General features: G+C 69.6%; 16 protein-coding genes. 9 read left to right on the top strand and 7 right to left on the bottom strand.

Going from position 1 to position 16049, the window contains the following annotated elements; genetic code table 11:
• The first annotated feature begins 24 nt into the window (after positions 1 to 24).
• Both glyA and WI697_RS01030 read left to right on the top strand, forming a co-directional pair.
• The gene (glyA, locus tag WI697_RS01035) at positions 25 to 1326 is read left to right on the top strand and encodes a serine hydroxymethyltransferase (protein WP_345957098.1); all 1302 of its coding nucleotides are present in this window, start codon (positions 25 to 27) and stop codon (positions 1324 to 1326) included.
• Entirely contained in the window at positions 1323 to 1667 is a 345-nt protein-coding gene (locus tag WI697_RS01030) for an antibiotic biosynthesis monooxygenase family protein (protein ID WP_014746834.1), read from the top strand. The genes glyA and WI697_RS01030 overlap by 4 nt, the downstream gene beginning before the upstream one ends.
• On the opposite strand, the gene WI697_RS01025 is transcribed toward WI697_RS01030, so the two are convergent.
• Positions 1661 to 2179: a SixA phosphatase family protein gene (locus tag WI697_RS01025; protein ID WP_296712867.1), complete on the bottom strand. Its 519-nt coding sequence runs from the start codon at positions 2177 to 2179 to the stop codon at positions 1661 to 1663. The genes WI697_RS01030 and WI697_RS01025 overlap by 7 nt on opposite strands.
• Positions 2180 to 2324: 145 nt before the next feature.
• Here WI697_RS01025 and WI697_RS01020 point away from each other — a divergent pair, with 145 nt between their 5' ends.
• Positions 2325 to 4712, top strand: a complete 2388-nt coding sequence (locus tag WI697_RS01020; protein ID WP_082828831.1) for an RNA degradosome polyphosphate kinase — start codon at positions 2325 to 2327, stop codon at positions 4710 to 4712.
• A 69-nt stretch (positions 4713 to 4781) separates the two neighbouring features.
• Entirely contained in the window at positions 4782 to 6320 is a 1539-nt protein-coding gene (locus WI697_RS01015; protein ID WP_345957097.1) for a Ppx/GppA phosphatase family protein, read from the top strand.
• Between the two features lie 53 nt (positions 6321 to 6373).
• On the opposite strand, the gene WI697_RS01010 is transcribed toward WI697_RS01015, so the two are convergent.
• Both WI697_RS01010 and WI697_RS01005 read right to left on the bottom strand, forming a co-directional pair.
• A complete protein-coding gene (locus WI697_RS01010; protein WP_014746830.1) occupies positions 6374 to 7099 on the bottom strand; it encodes a MarC family protein in 726 nt (241 codons plus the stop codon).
• 132 nt (positions 7100 to 7231) lie between these two features.
• The gene (locus WI697_RS01005) at positions 7232 to 7660 is read right to left on the bottom strand and encodes a nuclear transport factor 2 family protein (protein ID WP_345957096.1); all 429 of its coding nucleotides are present in this window, start codon (positions 7658 to 7660) and stop codon (positions 7232 to 7234) included.
• Between the two features lie 138 nt (positions 7661 to 7798).
• Here WI697_RS01005 and WI697_RS01000 point away from each other — a divergent pair, with 138 nt between their 5' ends.
• A complete protein-coding gene (locus WI697_RS01000; protein ID WP_345957095.1) occupies positions 7799 to 8563 on the top strand; it encodes an alpha/beta hydrolase in 765 nt (254 codons plus the stop codon).
• 37 nt (positions 8564 to 8600) lie between these two features.
• Positions 8601 to 9305, top strand: coding sequence for an alpha/beta hydrolase (locus WI697_RS00995; RefSeq protein WP_345957094.1), 705 nt, complete (start codon positions 8601 to 8603; stop codon positions 9303 to 9305).
• 6 nt (positions 9306 to 9311) lie between these two features.
• On the opposite strand, the gene WI697_RS00990 is transcribed toward WI697_RS00995, so the two are convergent.
• The gene (locus tag WI697_RS00990; protein ID WP_345957093.1) at positions 9312 to 10169 is read right to left on the bottom strand and encodes a LysR family transcriptional regulator; all 858 of its coding nucleotides are present in this window, start codon (positions 10167 to 10169) and stop codon (positions 9312 to 9314) included.
• A gap of 121 nt (positions 10170 to 10290) precedes the next feature.
• On the opposite strand from WI697_RS00990, the gene WI697_RS00985 reads away from it, so the two are divergent.
• The 3 genes from WI697_RS00985 (at position 10291) to WI697_RS00975 (ending at position 12821) form a co-directional block, all read left to right on the top strand.
• On the top strand, positions 10291 to 11400 hold the full coding sequence (locus WI697_RS00985) for an NAD(P)H-dependent flavin oxidoreductase (protein ID WP_345957092.1): 1110 nt from the start codon (positions 10291 to 10293) through the stop codon (positions 11398 to 11400).
• 107 nt (positions 11401 to 11507) lie between these two features.
• Complete coding sequence (locus WI697_RS00980) at positions 11508 to 11852, top strand: TM2 domain-containing protein (protein WP_014746823.1); 345 nt, start codon at positions 11508 to 11510, stop codon at positions 11850 to 11852.
• A 66-nt stretch (positions 11853 to 11918) separates the two neighbouring features.
• Positions 11919 to 12821, top strand: coding sequence for a mechanosensitive ion channel family protein (locus tag WI697_RS00975; protein ID WP_345957091.1), 903 nt, complete (start codon positions 11919 to 11921; stop codon positions 12819 to 12821).
• Positions 12822 to 12838: 17 nt separating this feature from the next.
• On the opposite strand, the gene ugpC is transcribed toward WI697_RS00975, so the two are convergent.
• From ugpC to ugpA, 3 genes are all read right to left on the bottom strand, one after another.
• A complete protein-coding gene (gene ugpC, locus WI697_RS00970; RefSeq protein ID WP_345957090.1) occupies positions 12839 to 13996 on the bottom strand; it encodes a sn-glycerol-3-phosphate ABC transporter ATP-binding protein UgpC in 1158 nt (385 codons plus the stop codon).
• Positions 13997 to 14246: 250 nt separating this feature from the next.
• Positions 14247 to 15095, bottom strand: coding sequence for a sn-glycerol-3-phosphate ABC transporter permease UgpE (gene ugpE, locus WI697_RS00965; protein WP_041606774.1), 849 nt, complete (start codon positions 15093 to 15095; stop codon positions 14247 to 14249).
• A gap of 21 nt (positions 15096 to 15116) precedes the next feature.
• Complete coding sequence (ugpA, locus tag WI697_RS00960) at positions 15117 to 16004, bottom strand: sn-glycerol-3-phosphate ABC transporter permease UgpA (RefSeq protein ID WP_345957088.1); 888 nt, start codon at positions 16002 to 16004, stop codon at positions 15117 to 15119.
• Between the last annotated feature and the right edge of the window lie 45 nt (positions 16005 to 16049).

The raw sequence follows: 16049 nt of genomic DNA, 5'->3' as shown, positions 1-16049 counted from the left end.
CCGGACAGATGGGAGCTTCCCGCCATGTATGATCCGTCCATCCGCCTTGCCGATGTCGATCCCGAGCTTGCCCGGGCGATCGCATCCGAGGAAGACCGCCAGGAAGATCATGTCGAGCTGATCGCCTCGGAGAATTATGCAAGCCCGCTGGTGATGGCGGTGCAGAACTCGGTCTTCACCAACAAATATGCCGAAGGCTATCCCGGCCGGCGCTTCTACAGCGGCTGCGCGCATGTCGATGTCGCCGAGCGGCTGGCGATCGACCGGGCGAAAGCCCTGTTCGACTGCGACTATGCCAATGTCCAGCCCCATGCCGGTGCCCAGGCGAGTGCGGCGATTTTCCTGGCGCTGGTCCGGCCCGGGGACACGGTGATGGGCATGAACCTGTCCGAGGGCGGCCATCTGACCCATGGCAACCCGGCCAACTTCTCGGGCCGGCACTACCGGATCGTGCCCTATGGGCTCAATCCCGACACCGGGCTGATCGATTATGACGACATGGCCCGCATCGCCCGCGAGACCCGGCCGCGGATGCTGATCGGCGGCTTTTCGGCCTATTCCCGGCGCAAGGACTGGGCGCGCATGCGGGCAATTGCCGACGAGGTGGGGGCGATCTTCTGGGTCGACATGGCCCATGTGGCGGGCCTGGTGGCGGCGGGCGAATACCCCGACCCCCTGCCGCATGCCCATGTGGTGACCAGCACCACCCACAAGACCCTGCGCGGCCCCCGCGGCGGGTTGATCCTGGCCAAGGGGCAGGGGGAGGAATTCTACCGCAAGCTCGACGGCGCGGTCTTCCCCGGCATCCAGGGCGGGCCGGCCATGCATGTGATCGCAGCGAAGGCGGTCGCGTTCAGAGAGGCGCTCTCGCCCGGGTTCCGGACCTATCAGAAACAGGTTCTGGCCAATGCCCGGGCGATGGCCCGGGTGATCATGGATCGCGGCTACCGGATCGTCTCGGGCGGGACCGACAATCACATGATGCTGATCGATCTCTCCGATCGCGCCTTCACCGGTCGGGATGCCGATGCGGCACTGGCCGATGCCTGGATCACCGCCAACAAGAACGCGGTGCCGGGCGATCCGCGCTCCCCCTTCGTGACCTCGGGCCTGCGCATCGGCACGCCGGCCGTCACCACCCGCGGCTTCGGCATCGCCGACTGCGAGGCTCTGGCCGGCTGGCTGGCCGATGTGCTCGACGCCCTGGGGACCGGTGCGGCCCCCGCCGTTCGCGATCGGGTCCGGGAGCAGGTCGTGACCCTTTGCCGCCGCCACCCGGTCTATCGCCCTGCCATTCACTTAAACCAGCGAGGAGTCGTTCAGTGATCGTCGTGACCTTCGAACTCGAAGCCGTGCCCGGACAGAATCAGACCTATGTGAACATGGTGAACCGGCTGCAGCCGATGTTGCAGAAGATGGAGGGCTTCATTTCGGTCGAATGCTTCCAGAGCACGCTCCATCCGGCCAAAGTGATGTCGGTGACGATCTGGGAAGACGAGGCGGCCGTCCTGCGCTGGCGCAATCTGGACCCTCATCTTTCGGCTCAGAAGGCCGGGCGCGACCGGATTTTCCATGATTACCATGTACGGGTGATGACGGTGCTCAGGGATTACGGCCTGCACCAGCGTGCCGAGGCGCCGGAGGACAGCCTGATCGGCCGTCACTGACCGGCGGCGGCCTCCAGCATCCGCGGGGTGACGAAGCGGGTCAGGCGGGCGTCGCCCGGCCGCCATCCGGGGCCCGCCAGATCGAGGACGGCGAGGGCGGCGGTGGGGAATTTCGCGGCGAGGGCCGCGCGGGCCTGGTCGTCGCCGGCGGTCGCCATCGATGCCGCCAGCTCGTGCAGGCCCGGGTTGTGGCCGACCACCATCACCGCCGCGTGGTCGGCCGCATGGGTGCCGACCACGGCCAGGATGGCGGCCGGGGCGGCGTGGTAGAGTGCCGCGTCATGGACCACGCGGCCGGCGGGGAAGGCACCGGCATCGACCATATGCTCCACCGTTTCCCGCGTGCGGCGGGCGGTGGAGCAGAGCACCAGGTCCGGGGCCGCCTCGGCCACAGGTTTGGCCATCAGCCGGGCGGCGGCGCGGCCGCGGCGGTTGAGCGGCCGGTCGTGATCGGCGAGGGCGGGGTCGTCCCAGGCCGATTTGGCATGACGGAGCAGGATCAGGCGCGGCATTCGGGGGCAGTCTCCCGGGCAGGTGAGGGGCGCGGTCCGATCCGCGGGCTCAGGCGCGAAATGGCATCTCGATCATGCATCCGCAACAAAGATCCGCTATCGTGAACATTGTTTTCACGCCTGATACCCGCCCAGGAGAGCCATCTTGCCGACCACCCCCCGCGCCGCGCAGCCTGCCACCGAAACCGACGCCGCCGCGGCCCCGGCGGTGGAAACGGCCGCCGAGGCCGGGACTTCCGCCACCCGCGGCGAGGCGGCTGCGGCCGAGGCCGCAGCGGCGGCCGGTGCCGCAAGCGTGGTGCCGAGTTCCGCCGAGAGTGCGGCCGAGGTCGAGGCCCGGGCGGTGGCGGCGGCGACGGTTGCGGTGGAACCCGTGGCAGCCCCGGCCCCGGCGGCAAGCCGGCCCGCCCGCGGCCAGCGGCGGATCGACATCACCTCGCCGCAGCGCTTCATCAACCGTGAATTGTCGTGGCTGGCCTTCAACAACCGGGTTCTGGAAGAGAGCTGGAACACCCGCCATCCGCTGCTGGAGCGGGTGCGGTTCCTGTCGATTTCGGCCAACAATCTGGACGAGTTCTACATGGTCCGCGTGGCGGGGCTGTGGAGCCAGGTGGAGATGGGTATCGAGCTGATCGGCCAGGACGGGCTGACGCCGGCCCAGCAGCTGCGCCAGATCCGCCAGCGCACCCACGACACGATGCGCGAGCAGCAGCGTTCGGTGCGCATGCTGCGCCGGGAGCTGAAGGAGCAGGGCATCCGGGTGGTCTCGCCGTCCGAGCTGACCAAGAAGGAAAGGGTCTGGCTGGACGAGCATTTCCGCAACCAGATCTTCCCGGTGCTGACCCCGCTGGCCGTCGATCCGGCCCATCCCTTCCCCTTCATCCCCAATGGCGGTCTGGCGCTGGTGCTGGAACTGCGCCGCAAGGCCGACGGCACGATGATGAACGCGCTGGTCCGCCTGCCGGCCCAGGTCGGCCGTTTCGTGCGCCTGCCCGAGACCGACGAGGTCCGGATGATCGGCATCGAGGACACGATCCTGCTGCTGATCGACGGCCTGTTCCCGGGCTATGACGTCATCGCCTCGGGTGAGTTCCGGGTGCTGCGCGACAGCGATCTGGAAATCGAAGAAGAGGCCGAAGACCTGGTGCGGCTGTTCGAGAGCGCGCTGAAGCGCCGCCGCCGCGGCAGCGTGATCCATCTCGAGATCGACGATGAAATGCCGGAAGGCCTGCGCAATTTCGTGTCGGCGCAACTGGGCGTGAAGAGCCCCGACATGGTGGTGGTGACCGCCATGCCCGGCATGGCCGACATCCGCCAGCTGATCATCGACGACCGGCCGGACCTGAAGTTCCAGAGCTTCAACAGCCGCTTCCCCGAGCGCATCCGCGAGCATGGCGGCGACTGTTTCGCGGCGATCCGCCAGAAGGACATGATCGTCCATCACCCGTATGAGAGCTTCGACGTGGTGGTGCAGTTCCTGCGCCAGGCGGCGATGGATCCGAATGTGGTGGCGATCAAGCAGACGCTCTATCGCACCAGCAACGACAGCCCGATCGTGAAGGCGCTGGTCGCCGCCGCCGAGGCCGGCAAGTCGGTGACCGCCCTGGTCGAGTTGAAGGCCCGGTTCGACGAAGAGGCCAATATCCGCTGGGCGCGCGACCTGGAGCGTGCGGGCGTGCAGGTGGTCTATGGCTTCATCTCGCTCAAGACCCACGCCAAGCTGAGCCTGGTGGTCCGGCGCGAGGGCGAGGGGCTGACGACCTATGTCCATTTCGGCACCGGCAACTATCACCCGATCACCGCCAAGATCTATACCGACCTGTCCTTCTTCACCGACGATCCGGCGCTGTGCCGCGATGCGGCCTATCTGTTCAACTATCTGACCGGCTATGCCGAGCCGTCGCATTTCGAGAAGATCGCGGTCAGCCCGCGCGGCGTGCGCCTGCGCCTGCTGGAGCATATCGACGGCGAGATCGCCAATGCCCAGGCCGGCCGGCCGGCGGCGATCTGGGCCAAGATGAACAGCCTGGTCGATCCGCTGATCATCGATGCGCTCTACCGCGCCTCTCAGGCCGGTGTCGAGATCGACCTGATCATCCGCGGCATCTGCTGCCTGCGCCCGGGCGTGCCGGGGCTGTCGGAGCGGATCCGGGTGAAGAGCATCGTCGGCCGCTTCCTGGAGCACAGCCGCATCGTCTGCTTCGGCAATGGCCAGGCGCTGCCCTCGCCCCAGGCGAAACTGTTCATCTCTTCCGCGGACTGGATGCCGCGCAATTTCGACCGGCGGGTGGAAACCCTGGTGCCGATCGAGAACCCGACCGTGCACCAGCAGGTGCTGGATCAGATCATGGTCGCCAATCTGAAGGACACGCTCCAGAGCTGGACGCTCGGTCCCGACGGCGTGTATAAGCGCATGGCCCCGGTTGGCGAGGGCTTCTCGGCGCATACATATTTCATGACCAATCCCAGCCTGTCGGGCCGGGGCAAGGCGCTGCGGAAGCGGGGGGAAGTGCCCCACCTGTCGCTGACCTGACGGGTCGGCCGCGTTGCCCGTGGCTGGTGACAGGATGGACGGACCGCACACCCCAAGCGGACGGAGTGGATGAGCGAACGGGTATTCCCGACCACGGCCGGCACCGATGCGGCGCCGGATCTGCGTCTTCCCGGCAACGGCCCGCGCCGCCTGGGCGTGATCGATATCGGCTCGAACTCGCTGCGGCTGGTGATCTTCGACGGGCTGAAGCGCATGCCGCAGCCCATCTTCAATGAAAAGGCGCTGTGCGCGCTGGGCGCCGGCGTGGCCGATACCGGCCGGCTGGACCCTGAACGGGCCGACGCCGCGGCGCTGGCCTTGCGCCGCTTCGCCGCCATCGGCCGCGAGCTTGCCGGCGATGCGATCATTGCGGTGGCGACCGCGGCCGTGCGCGATGCCGCCGACGGCCCCGCCTTCATCCAGAGGGTGGAGCGGGAGTGCGGCATTCCGATCCGGATCGTGACCGGTGTCGAAGAGGCGACGCTCTCGGCCCTGGGCGTGCTGTCCTCGGAACCCGAGGCCGACGGGCTGGTCGCCGATCTGGGCGGCGGTTCGCTGGAACTGGTGCGGGTGGAGCAGGGGGCGGTGGGTCGCCAGATCACCCTGCCGGTGGGGGCGCTGCGCCTGGCCGCCCGCGGCTCCGACGCCCGGGCCTGGACCGAGGCGGTGGAGAAGGCGCTCGACGACGCCCCCTGGGCCGCAGAGGCGGCCGCGCGCGGGCTCTATCTGGTCGGCGGCGGCTGGCGCGCCATCGCGCGGGTCCATATCGCGGAGACCCGCCATCCGATCGCCGCCATTCACCGCTACACGCTCGACATGACCCAGACCCTGGCGCTGGCCGACAAGGTGATGGGCATGAAGCCGGCCGATCTCGCCCGGCTCAAGGCGGCACCGGCCCGTCGGCTGGCGACCCTGCCCCATGCCGCGGCGGCGCTGGCCGGGCTGGTGCGGCGGGTGAAGCCGTCCGAGGTGGTGTTCTCCACCTATGGCCTGCGCGAGGGCGTGCTCTACGAGAACCTGCCGGCGGCACTGAGGGCGGCCGATCCGCTGATGGCCGCCTGCCGCGACATCGCCGATCAGCATTCGGGCTTCGGCGCCTATGGCGACCGGGTCCATGACTGGATCGCGCCGCTGTTTGCCGGCGAGACGCCCAATGATCTGCGCCTGCGCCATGCCGCCTGTCTGCTGTCGGAAATCGCCGTCGCCGCCCATCCCGACCGGCGGGCCGATCATGCGATCGAAGAGATCCTGACCATGCCCTTCCTGCCGCTGCGCCATCGCGAGCGCGCCTTTCTGGCGCTGGCGGTCTATGCGCGCTATGCCGGCAACATCACCGGGCTGCATGCCCGGCCGGCGCGGGATCTGCTCGACCAGCCGGCCCAGGCCCGCGCCCGGCTGATCGGCCTGGCCCTGCGGCTGGGGGACACCTTCTCGGGCTGCGCCCCCGCCCTGCTCGACCGCGGAGAGCTGGAGCTGACGCCCCAGGCGCTGACCCTGCGCGCCCGCCCGGGCGGGCGCGACCTGATGGGCGAGGTGGTGGAACGCCGGCTGGAGGCCGTGGCCAAGGTGATGCGCCGCCGCTGGCGGATGACGGCCGAGGGCGCCTGAGCGCCTCTGGCGCCCGACCGCTCAGATCCCCGGGCACTCAGATCCCCGGGCCATCAGGCCCCCTGGCGGATTACCCCGACGACCAGTTCTGCCGCGCCGTCGAGCACGAATTGCGCGGCAAGCGCCGCCAGCAGGATGCCCAGCACCCGGCTGATCACCGCGGCCGCGGTCTCGCCGATCAGGCGGTTCAGCCGGCCGGCGATCAGCAGCGCGCCCAGCGTCGAGGCCAGAACCAGGGCCAGGATGCCCAGCACCAGCAGCGTCGCCACCCAGTCGCCCCCGGCACGGGTGGTGAGCAGCAGGGTGGAGGTGATGGCGCCGGGGCCCGCGATCAGCGGGATGGCGAGCGGGAAGACCGAGACATCCTCGTGTTCGTGCTCGAAAGCCTCTTCCAGAAGTTCGGGGGCGGCGAAGGCCGATTCCGCCGCCAGCATCGCCGCGGCCCCGGCCTGGGTGTCGGCGGCATGGGCGGCTTCGACCTGACGCTTGCGCCGTTCCGTGCGCCGCTCGAAGACCATGTCGAAGGCGACGACGAACAGCAGGATGCCGCCCGCCACCCGGAAGGCATCGAGCGAGACGCCGATCGCATTCAGCAGCGCCTCGCCGCCCAGCGCGAAGCCGAGCAGCACCAGCCCGCCCACGATCACGCCGCGACAGGCCATCCGCCGGCGCTGCGCCTCGGTATGTTCGCGGGTGAGCGCGCCATACATCGGCGCCAGCCCGACCGGATCGATCACCACGAACAGGGTGACGAAGGCACTGATCGCCAGTTCCAGCATCGCACTCTCCCTTTGGGGCCGCGCGGCAGCCGCGCCGTCAGACCGACGATGTCACGGGGCATGTGACGGTCGCAACCCCGCCGCGGGGCTGGCGGGCGGATAAGCGCGGCTCGGATCAGCCGGCCGACCGGCTCAGTTCAGGCGATGCGGCGGGACGGTCGCGTATTCCGTGGGCGGCGGGGTCGGGCCCGACTGGTGGTGGACAATCTTCCAGGCCCCGTCCTCGCGCGCCAGCAGGTTGGTCGCGATCAGCACCGCATCGTTGATCCGCTCATAGGCCAGGATGCGGGCGGTGCTGTCATAGACGGTGACGTCGATCAGGTCGACCGCAAGCGTGGGGCTCGACGGGTTGGCCAGGATCGTCCGCCAGCTGGCCATCACCGCCTCGCGCCCGACCAGGGCGCCCCAGCCGGGATGAATGCAGGCGATCGGCAGGCGCGCCGCCCAGATCGCCTGCATGGTGGTGAAATCGCGGGTTGCGAAGGCCTCGTAGAAGGCGGCATGGGCACGCAGCAGGGCCTGGATATCGGCCCGCTGCCGGGTCTCGGTCTCGTCGCTCATCGGTGCGGCATCCCTGGCCGGCAATGTGTCGCGGGCAGTCTGCCCCGATCGGATGATTGCACCCGACGGGGATCTGATCCAGGCTCGGCGGCATCGCCGCCAGCCCGGCCCGCATGATCCTGACGCCACGGAGCCCGCATGTCATCCGCCAGTCCCGTCCAGGCAGCCAGTCCCCTCAAGGGCGGCCGTCCCGTCCAGGCTCATGAACTGCTTCTGCCCGAGGATGGCCCCGTGCGGCGGCTGGTCGTTCTGCTGCACGGCTATGGCGGCGACGGCCGCGAGATGATGGCGCTGGCCCGGCGCATGGCGCGGCGGATGACCACGGCGGCCTTCTTCTGCCCCGATGGCGGCGAAACCTGCCCGGACGGGGTGAGCGGCCGGCAGTGGTTCTCCACCCCCGGCTTCCGCCCGGGCTGGGTGGCGGGCGATCCGGCGGCGATGCCGCCCGCAGATGCCGCGGGCCATGCCCTGATGGGCCGGAATGCCGCGGCCGTCTGCCCGGCACTCGATGCCCGGATCCGTGGCCTGCTGGCGGCCCTGGAGGTGCCGGCCGCCGCGACCGCCTTCGCCGGCTTCTCGCAGGGGCAGATGATGTCGCTGGCGATGATGATGGCGCGGCTGGCCACGGGGCAGCCGGCACCGGCTGCGGTGGTGGGGTTCTCGGGCACGCTGCTGGGGGCGCTGCCGGACCTGCCGGAGGGGGGACCCCGGCCGCCGGTGATGCTGGTCCATGGCGAGGCCGACGACGTGGTGCCCTTCGCCTCGGCACGCTGGGTGCAGGCGCGGCTTGGGGCGGCCGGCTTTCGGGTGGAGCTTCTGGCCCGGCCGGGGCTGGATCACCGGGTCGATTTCGCCGGGCTTGCGGCGGCGACCGCTTTCCTCGACGATCACCTGCCGCAGTGACCCATCCGACCGCCTGTCCTTTCGGGAGACCAGACCCATGACCGCGCCCGCCACCCTGACCGGCCCCGATCTTCTGCCCAAGGACGGCATCGTCCGACGGATCGTGGTCTTCCTGCATGGCTATGGCGCCGACGGCCAGGACCTGATCGGGCTGGCGCCGTTCTTTGCCCAGGCGCTGCCGCACACCGCCTTCTATGCGCCGGATGCGCCGTATCCGTGCGAGATGTCGCCCTTCGGCCGGCAGTGGTTCGGCCTGGACGATTACGACCCCGACATGCTGCGCCGCGACCCGGCCAACATGGCGGCGGCCCATGCAAGGATGGCGGCGGGGGTTGCCCGCGCCGCGGCGCCGCTCAGGGCGTTTCTGGCCGAGAAGCTGAAGATCCACGGGCTGGGCGCCGACCGGCTGGCCCTGATCGGCTTTTCGCAGGGCACGATGATGTCGCTGGGGGTGGGGCTGGCGCTCGACCAGCCGCCGGCGGCGATCGTGGGCTTTTCGGGGGCCATGCTGGGCCAGGTGCCGCCGATGGCCGAGGGCGCGCGCCGGCCCGACGTGCTGCTGATCCATGGCACCAACGACCCGGTCGTGCCGGTCGAGGCCTCGGGCCATGCGCTTGCCAAGCTGGAGGCGGCCGGCATCCAGGCGGCGCTGATCCGCCGGCCCGGCCTTGCCCATGGCATCGACCAGCAGGGCGCCGAGGCGGCGGCCCGCTTCCTGATGGAGCGGCTGCCGCAGGATTGACCGCGCCTAGGCCGCCTCTGCCGCGGCGGCGAAGGCTTCGGCCGGACCGTCGCCGCGCCCGCGCGGCCAGGCCGCCAGCACCTCGACCTCTGCGGCGGCGGCGGGCAGGGGGGTGAGGGCGATGCCGGGGCCGGTATGACCCTGGAAGACCCGTTCCGGCAGGATGGTGAAGCCGAGCCCCGCCGCCACGCAGCCGATCACACCGTCGAGCGTGCCCAGCTCCAGCACCCGGACCGGCAGGCGGCCCGCCTCTCGCAGCAGTTTCTCGGCCCGCGCCCGATAGGCGCAGCCCGACCGGAAACCGATCAGCGGCAGGGGCAGCCCGTCGCTGCCGGTCTCTGCCCCGGCGACAGGGGCCGCCTGGACCAGGCGTTCGGTCCAGACGCGGCGGCTGGCCAGGGCAGGGTGGTCGAGGGGGCCCGCGATCAGCGCCACATCCAGGCGATGGCGCAGAAGATCCGCGACCAGTTCGTCGGTGGTGCCGGTGGCAAGGCCGATCGGCCGGGCGCCGCTGCCGGCCTGGCGACGGAAGCGGCCCAGAATGCCGGGCAGGCGGGTAGCGGCGATGGTTTCCATCGCACCGATCCGGACCGGCAGACCGGCCATACCGCCACCGGCCACCGCGTGGCGGGCCTCTTCGGCCAGCATCAGCAGCCGGTCGGCATAGTCTTTCAGCCGCTGCCCGGCCTCGGTGAGATCCAGCCCGCGGGAGCGGCGGCGGAACAGGGCGACGTCGAGTTCGGCTTCAAGCCGCTTCAGGCGGGCGGTGACGGCCGAGGGCACGCAGTTCAGCCGCTCGGCCGCCGGGGTGGCGCCCCCCAGTTCCGCCACCGCCTTCACTGCCGCCAGATCCGCGAGGTCCATGACGGGCGCTCCTGATTGCACAAAATCTGCAAACAGGATCCATCGATCGTCGCTGGTGTGCAAGCAGCAAGGGGGGGTAGGCTGAAGACGGTCCAGAAGCCCCTGCCGGAGGTCGCCCGCCATGCCCGCCCATCCCGTCGTCACCACCGATCTGACCCGTCGCTTCGGTCTTGCCCTGCCGGTGATCCAGGCCCCCATGGCCGGGGGGCCGACCACGGCCGGGCTGGTGGCCGGGGCCAGCGAGGCCGGGGTGCTGGGATCGCTTGGCGCCGCCTATACCCGTGCCCAGGACATACCGGCCGAGATCCGGGCCATCCGCGCGCAGACCGACCGGCCGTTCGCGGTCAACCTGTTCTTCCATCAGGGACGGATCGCCGGGGCAGACGAGATCGCGGCCGCACGCCGGGCGCTGGAACCGCTGGCGACGCGGGTGGGGGCGGAGCTGCCTGCGGATGTATCGGATGCCGCGCCGCCGCTCGATGCCCAGATCCGGGCCGTGCTCGACGAGGCGCCGGCGGCGTTGAGCTTCACCATGGGTCTGCCCCCGGCAGGGCTGGTCGAGGCGGCGCGGGCGCGCGGCATCGCGCTGATCGGCACCGCGACCACGCCGCTGGAAGGCCGGGCCTTGATCGTGGCGGGGGTGGAGATGATCGTGCTGCAGGGCGCCGATGCCGGCGGGCATAGCGGCATGTTCGATGCGGACGGGCCGCCCCCGGCCTTCGGCTGGCCGGCCCTGCTGGAAGCGCTGGCCGCAGAGGCGGCAGCCGCCGGGGTGATGCTGATCGCGGCCGGGGGCATCATGACCGGCCGCGGCGTTGCCGGCGCGCTCGCCATGGGGGCTGCCGGCGCCCAGCTGGGCACGGCCTTTCTGTCGACCGCAGAGGCCGGCACGAAGCCCGGCCATCGCCGGCTTCTGGCCGAGGCGGCGGCGGCCGGCGAGGGGCGGACGGTGCTCACCCGCGCCTTCACCGCGCGTCAGGCCCGCAAGCTGCTGGCGGCCGGAGAGGCGATGCCGGTGGAACCGGCAGAGCTGGCGGCGTTTCCGGCCCAGCACGGGCTGACCAAACCGATCCGCGCCCGCGCCGATGCGGCGGGCGTGCCCGAGGCACAGGCCTGGTGGGCGGGGGCGGGGGCCGGGCTTTCCCGGTCGCTGCCGGTGGCCGGGCTCGTCGAGCGGCTGGGGCAGGAACTGGCCGCAGCGCTCAAGGGTCTGACACGGTCCGACCGGTAGGGCCGGGCCCTTGTGTCCGGTGCCGAGGTTGCGGTGCGCAAGGGGGCATGGTTCCATGTGAAACCCCCCGGCCGCATCCCGCAGCCGCGTTCAGGACGGACCATCCCATGAGCAGAGACGAAGATTTTCTCCGGCCGGAAGAGCGCCGCACCGGCGGAACCGACCAGACCGTCATGATGATGCGCTATGACAACGAGAAGAAGAGCGCGCTGCTCGCCTATCTCCTCTGGTTCTTCCTGGGATGGTTCGGTGTGCACCGGATGTATCTGGGATCCTGGGTGTCGGGGTTGATCATGCTGGCATTGAACGGCATATCTGCCGTGCTGGTGTTTTTCCTGGTCGGATATCTCGGCTATGCGCTGCTTGCTCTGTGGCTGTTCCTGGACCTGTTCCTGATTCCGGGCATGGTCCGTCGTCGTAACGAGGAGCTGATCGGCCGCCTGACCCGCTGACATCTGGTCAGTCGCCCGACCCGGACGATATCGGCATGGATGGACCGATAAGGAGACCTCGTCCGCATGGATCAGGTGACGACCGAAATCGATGCCGTGATTGCGGCTCTCAGCACGCTGGCGGTGACCTATGGCATGGCGGTTCTGGGCGCCATCGCGATCCTGATCGGCGGCTGGCTGATCGCAGGCTGGCTGGAGAAGGGGGTGGACCGCTCCCTCGGCCGGGTCAGCCACATGGATCCGACGCTCCGGCCGTTCATCGCCAGCCTGGTGCGCTATGGCATCCTGGTCCTGACGGTGATCATCGTCCTCGGCCAGTTCGGGGTGCAGACCGCCAGCATCATCGCCGTGCTCGGCGCCGCCGGCCTCGCCATCGGCCTGGCGCTGCAGGGCACGCTGTCGAATGTGGCGGCGGGCATCATGCTGCTCTTCCTCAGGCCGTTCCGGATCGGCGATTTCATCGATGCCGGCGGCCGCGCCGGTTCGGTGATCAACGTCAATCTGTTCACCACCGAGCTGAAGATGGCGGACGGGGTGTTCATGAGCCTGCCCAACAGCCAGGTCTGGGGGCAGCCGATCACCAACTACGCCCGCAACCCGATCCGGCGCATGGATATCGTGGTCGGCATCGCCTATGACGACGACATCGACACGGCGATCGAGGCGCTGTCGGCGGTTCTGGCGGCGGATGAACGGGTGCTGAAGGATCCCGCACCGCAGGTGATGGTGACCAATCTGGGCGAAAGCTCGGTCGACATCACCATGCGCTTCAATGCGGCGATCGGCGACTACTGGAGCCTGCGCTGGGACATGATGAAGCGCGCCAAGCTGGCGGTCGAAGCCGCCGGCTGCAGCATCCCCTTCCCGCAGCGCGACGTGCATCTGATCGCGCCCAAGGGCGTCACCGTGGGGCTTGCCCCGGAGAATGGGACCGAGAGCGCGCGCACGGCGCCGCCGCAGGTCGGCTGATCATCTCGGGCGGGCGGTCAGGCGCCGAGGCGCCGGCCGTCACCGCCGAAGACATGCAGCCGGTCGAGCCGCGCCTGGAGGGCCAGATGCGCCCCGGGCGCCGCCTCGACCGCGCCGGCCAGGCGGGCGGTGACGAGGCCGCGGGCCTCGCCCGCCGCATCGGCGAGCGCCGTGCCGCAGGGGGCGGTCGGCCGGCCGTGGATCAGGGTATCGGCCCCCAGCGGCTCTACCGCCATCACCTCCAGCCCCAGCTCCATCACCGGTGCGCCGGCAAGCGCACTGGCGCCCGGGCGGTGCAGGTCTTCGGGCCTGAGCCCCAGCACGGCGCCATCCCCGGCTGCGTCATTCCCGGCCTTACCGGTCAGACCCTGAAGGCCCATGGCCGCCGGATCGACCCGGATCGGCCGGTCGCCCTGCACCAGAACCGCATCGGACGACAGGGCTGCGGGCATGAAGTTCATGGCCGGCGAGCCGATGAAGCCGGCGACGAAGCGGGTGGCGGGCCGGAGATAGAGATCGAGCGGCCGACCGATCTGTTCGGCCCGCCCGCCGTTCATCACCACCAGCCGGTCGGCGAGGGTCATCGCCTCGACCTGATCATGGGTGACATAGAGGCTGGTGACGCCCAGGCGCTGATGCAGGCGCTTGATCTCCAGCCGCATCTGAACCCGGAGCTTGGCATCCAGATTGGACAGCGGCTCGTCGAACAGGAAGAGCTTCGGCTCACGCACGATGGCGCGACCCATGGCGACGCGCTGGCGCTGGCCGCCCGACAGGGCCGCCGGCCGGCGGTCGAGCAGGGCCCCCAGACCCAGCATGGCGGCGGCCTCGTCCACCCGCCGGCGGATCTCGGCCTTGGTCATGCCGCGGATCTTGAGCCCGTAGGCCATGTTCTGAAACACGGTCATATGCGGGTAGAGCGCGTAGTTCTGGAACACCATCGCGATGTCGCGATCCCGGGGCTCCAGCTCGTTCACCACCCGGCCGTCGATCAGGATCCGGCCGGCGGTGACCGTCTCCAGCCCCGCCACCATGCGCAGCAAAGTGGACTTGCCGCAGCCGGACGGCCCGACCAGCACCACGAACTCGCCATCGGCGACATCGAGATCGACACCATGGATGACCGGGGTGTCGGCATAGGATTTGCGCAGATCGGCCAGGGTCAGCGTGCTCATGGGACAGCTCTGCCTTCGGATTAAGACGGGATTCCGCATACGGACGAGGGTGGTCAACAAGCCGCCATTGAGGCGGCGGCCAAGGGTGCGGCAGCACCCGCTTGGGCCGAGGGGCTAAAACACTCCCGCCATTGAGGCGGCGGCAGCACCCGCTTGGGCCGAGGGTCGTCAAACAGCCGCCATTGAGGCGGCGGCCAAGGGCGCGGGAGCGCCCGCCCGGCGAGGGACTAAAAGACTCCCTCGCCAGCAACTACTTCTCTGCGTCGACCAGGCCCTTGACGAACCAGCGCTGCATGCCGAGCACGACCGCGAGCGGCGGCAGCAGGGCGAGCAGGCTCATCGCCATCACCAGGTTCCAGGGGGTCAGCTCGTCGCTGCCGGACAGGGCGCGCTGGATGCCGATCAGCATCGTGGTCATCTGCGGATCGGTGGTCACGATCAGCGGCCAGAGATACTGGTTCCAGCCATAGGCGAACATGATCACGAACAGCGCTGCGATGTTGGTGCGCGACAAGGGCAGGATCACGTCGACCAGAAAGCGGATCGGCCCGGCCCCGTCGACGCGCGCGGCTTCGATCAGCTCGTCCGGGATGGTCAGGAAGAACTGCCGGAACAGAAAGGTCGCGGTGGCGGAGGCGAGCAGCGGCACGATCAGCCCGCCGAAACTGTTCAGCAGCCCCAGATCCGACACCACCTGGAAGGTCGGCACGATCCTGACCTCCACCGGCAGCATCAGGGTGGCGAAGATCATCCAGAACCACAGCATCCTGAGCGGGAAGCGGAAGAAGACGATCGCATAGGCCGAGAGCAGCGAGATCACGATCTTGCCGATGGCGATGCCGAGCGCCATGACCAGCGAGTTCAGCATCATGGTCGCCACCGGCAGGTCGCCGAAGGTCGGAATGCCGGTGGCGAGCACCCGGGCATAGGTCGGGACCAGGTCGGGGCCGGGCAGGAGCGGGATCACGCCCTGCAGCATGGTCGAGGCCTCGTGGGTCGAGGTCACGAAGGCGATGTAGACCGGAAAGACGATCGCGGCGAGCAGGCCGCAGATCAGGGCATGACGGACGAGACGCGAGCGGGTGCCGCCTTCGACCATGGCCATGGGAGGACTCCTCGCTCAGTAGTGGACCTTGCGCTCGACCCAGCGGAACTGGACCACGGTCATGGCGGCGACCACCACCATCAGGATCACCGACTGCGCGGCCGACCGGCCGAGATCGAGGCCGATGAACCCGTCGCGGAACACCTTGTAGACCAGGGTTTCGGTGGCATTGCCGGGGCCGCCCTGGGTGACCGCGTGGATCACCGGGAAGGTGTCGAAAAAGGCATAGGTCAGGTTCACCACCATCAGGAAGAAGGCGGTGGGCGAGAGCAGGGGCAGGACGATGCTGACGAAACGCCGCCCGGGCCCGGCCCCGTCGATCGCCGCCGCTTCGATCAGCGAGCGGGGGATGGATTGCAGCCCGGCCAGGAAGAACACGAAATTATAGGCGATCTGCTTCCAGGCGGCGGCGAGGATCACCAGCAGCAGGGCCTGATCGCCGTTGCGGACATGGTTCCAGTCGATGCCGACCAGGCCGAGCCAATGGGTGACGATGCCGACCGTGGGGTTGAAGATGAAGAACCAGAGCGCGCCCGCGACCGCCGGGGCAATGGCGTAGGGCGCGACCGAAATCGCCCGGTAGATGGCGCCGACCCGCCGTGAGGTGATCCCGTCGACCAGCGCCGCCAGCAGCAGCCCCAGGCTCAGCGAGACCAGCATCACGCCGATGCTGAACAGCGCCGTGACCGCGATCGCGTTGTGATAGCCGGGATCGGTCAGCACGCTTTCGAAATTCTCGAACCAGACGAATTCCGAGCCGAAGCCGAAGGCATCCTCGATCAGCATCGACTGTTTCAGCGCCTGGGCCGCGGGCCAGACGAAGAAGACCAGGGTGATGGCGATCTGGGGCGCGACCAGGGCAAGCGGCAGGGCTCTGCCGCGAAAGAGCGAGCGTGTGGCCATGGGGCGGACGGGTTCCGGGCGGATGGGAGGCGAAGCGATGCGGCC

It is taken from the genome of Tistrella mobilis (assembly GCF_039634785.1).
GTDB lineage: Bacteria > Pseudomonadota > Alphaproteobacteria > Tistrellales > Tistrellaceae > Tistrella > Tistrella mobilis.
The sequence above is the reverse complement of the archived record's forward strand: the minus strand, read 5'-3'. Positions and strand labels throughout refer to the sequence as shown.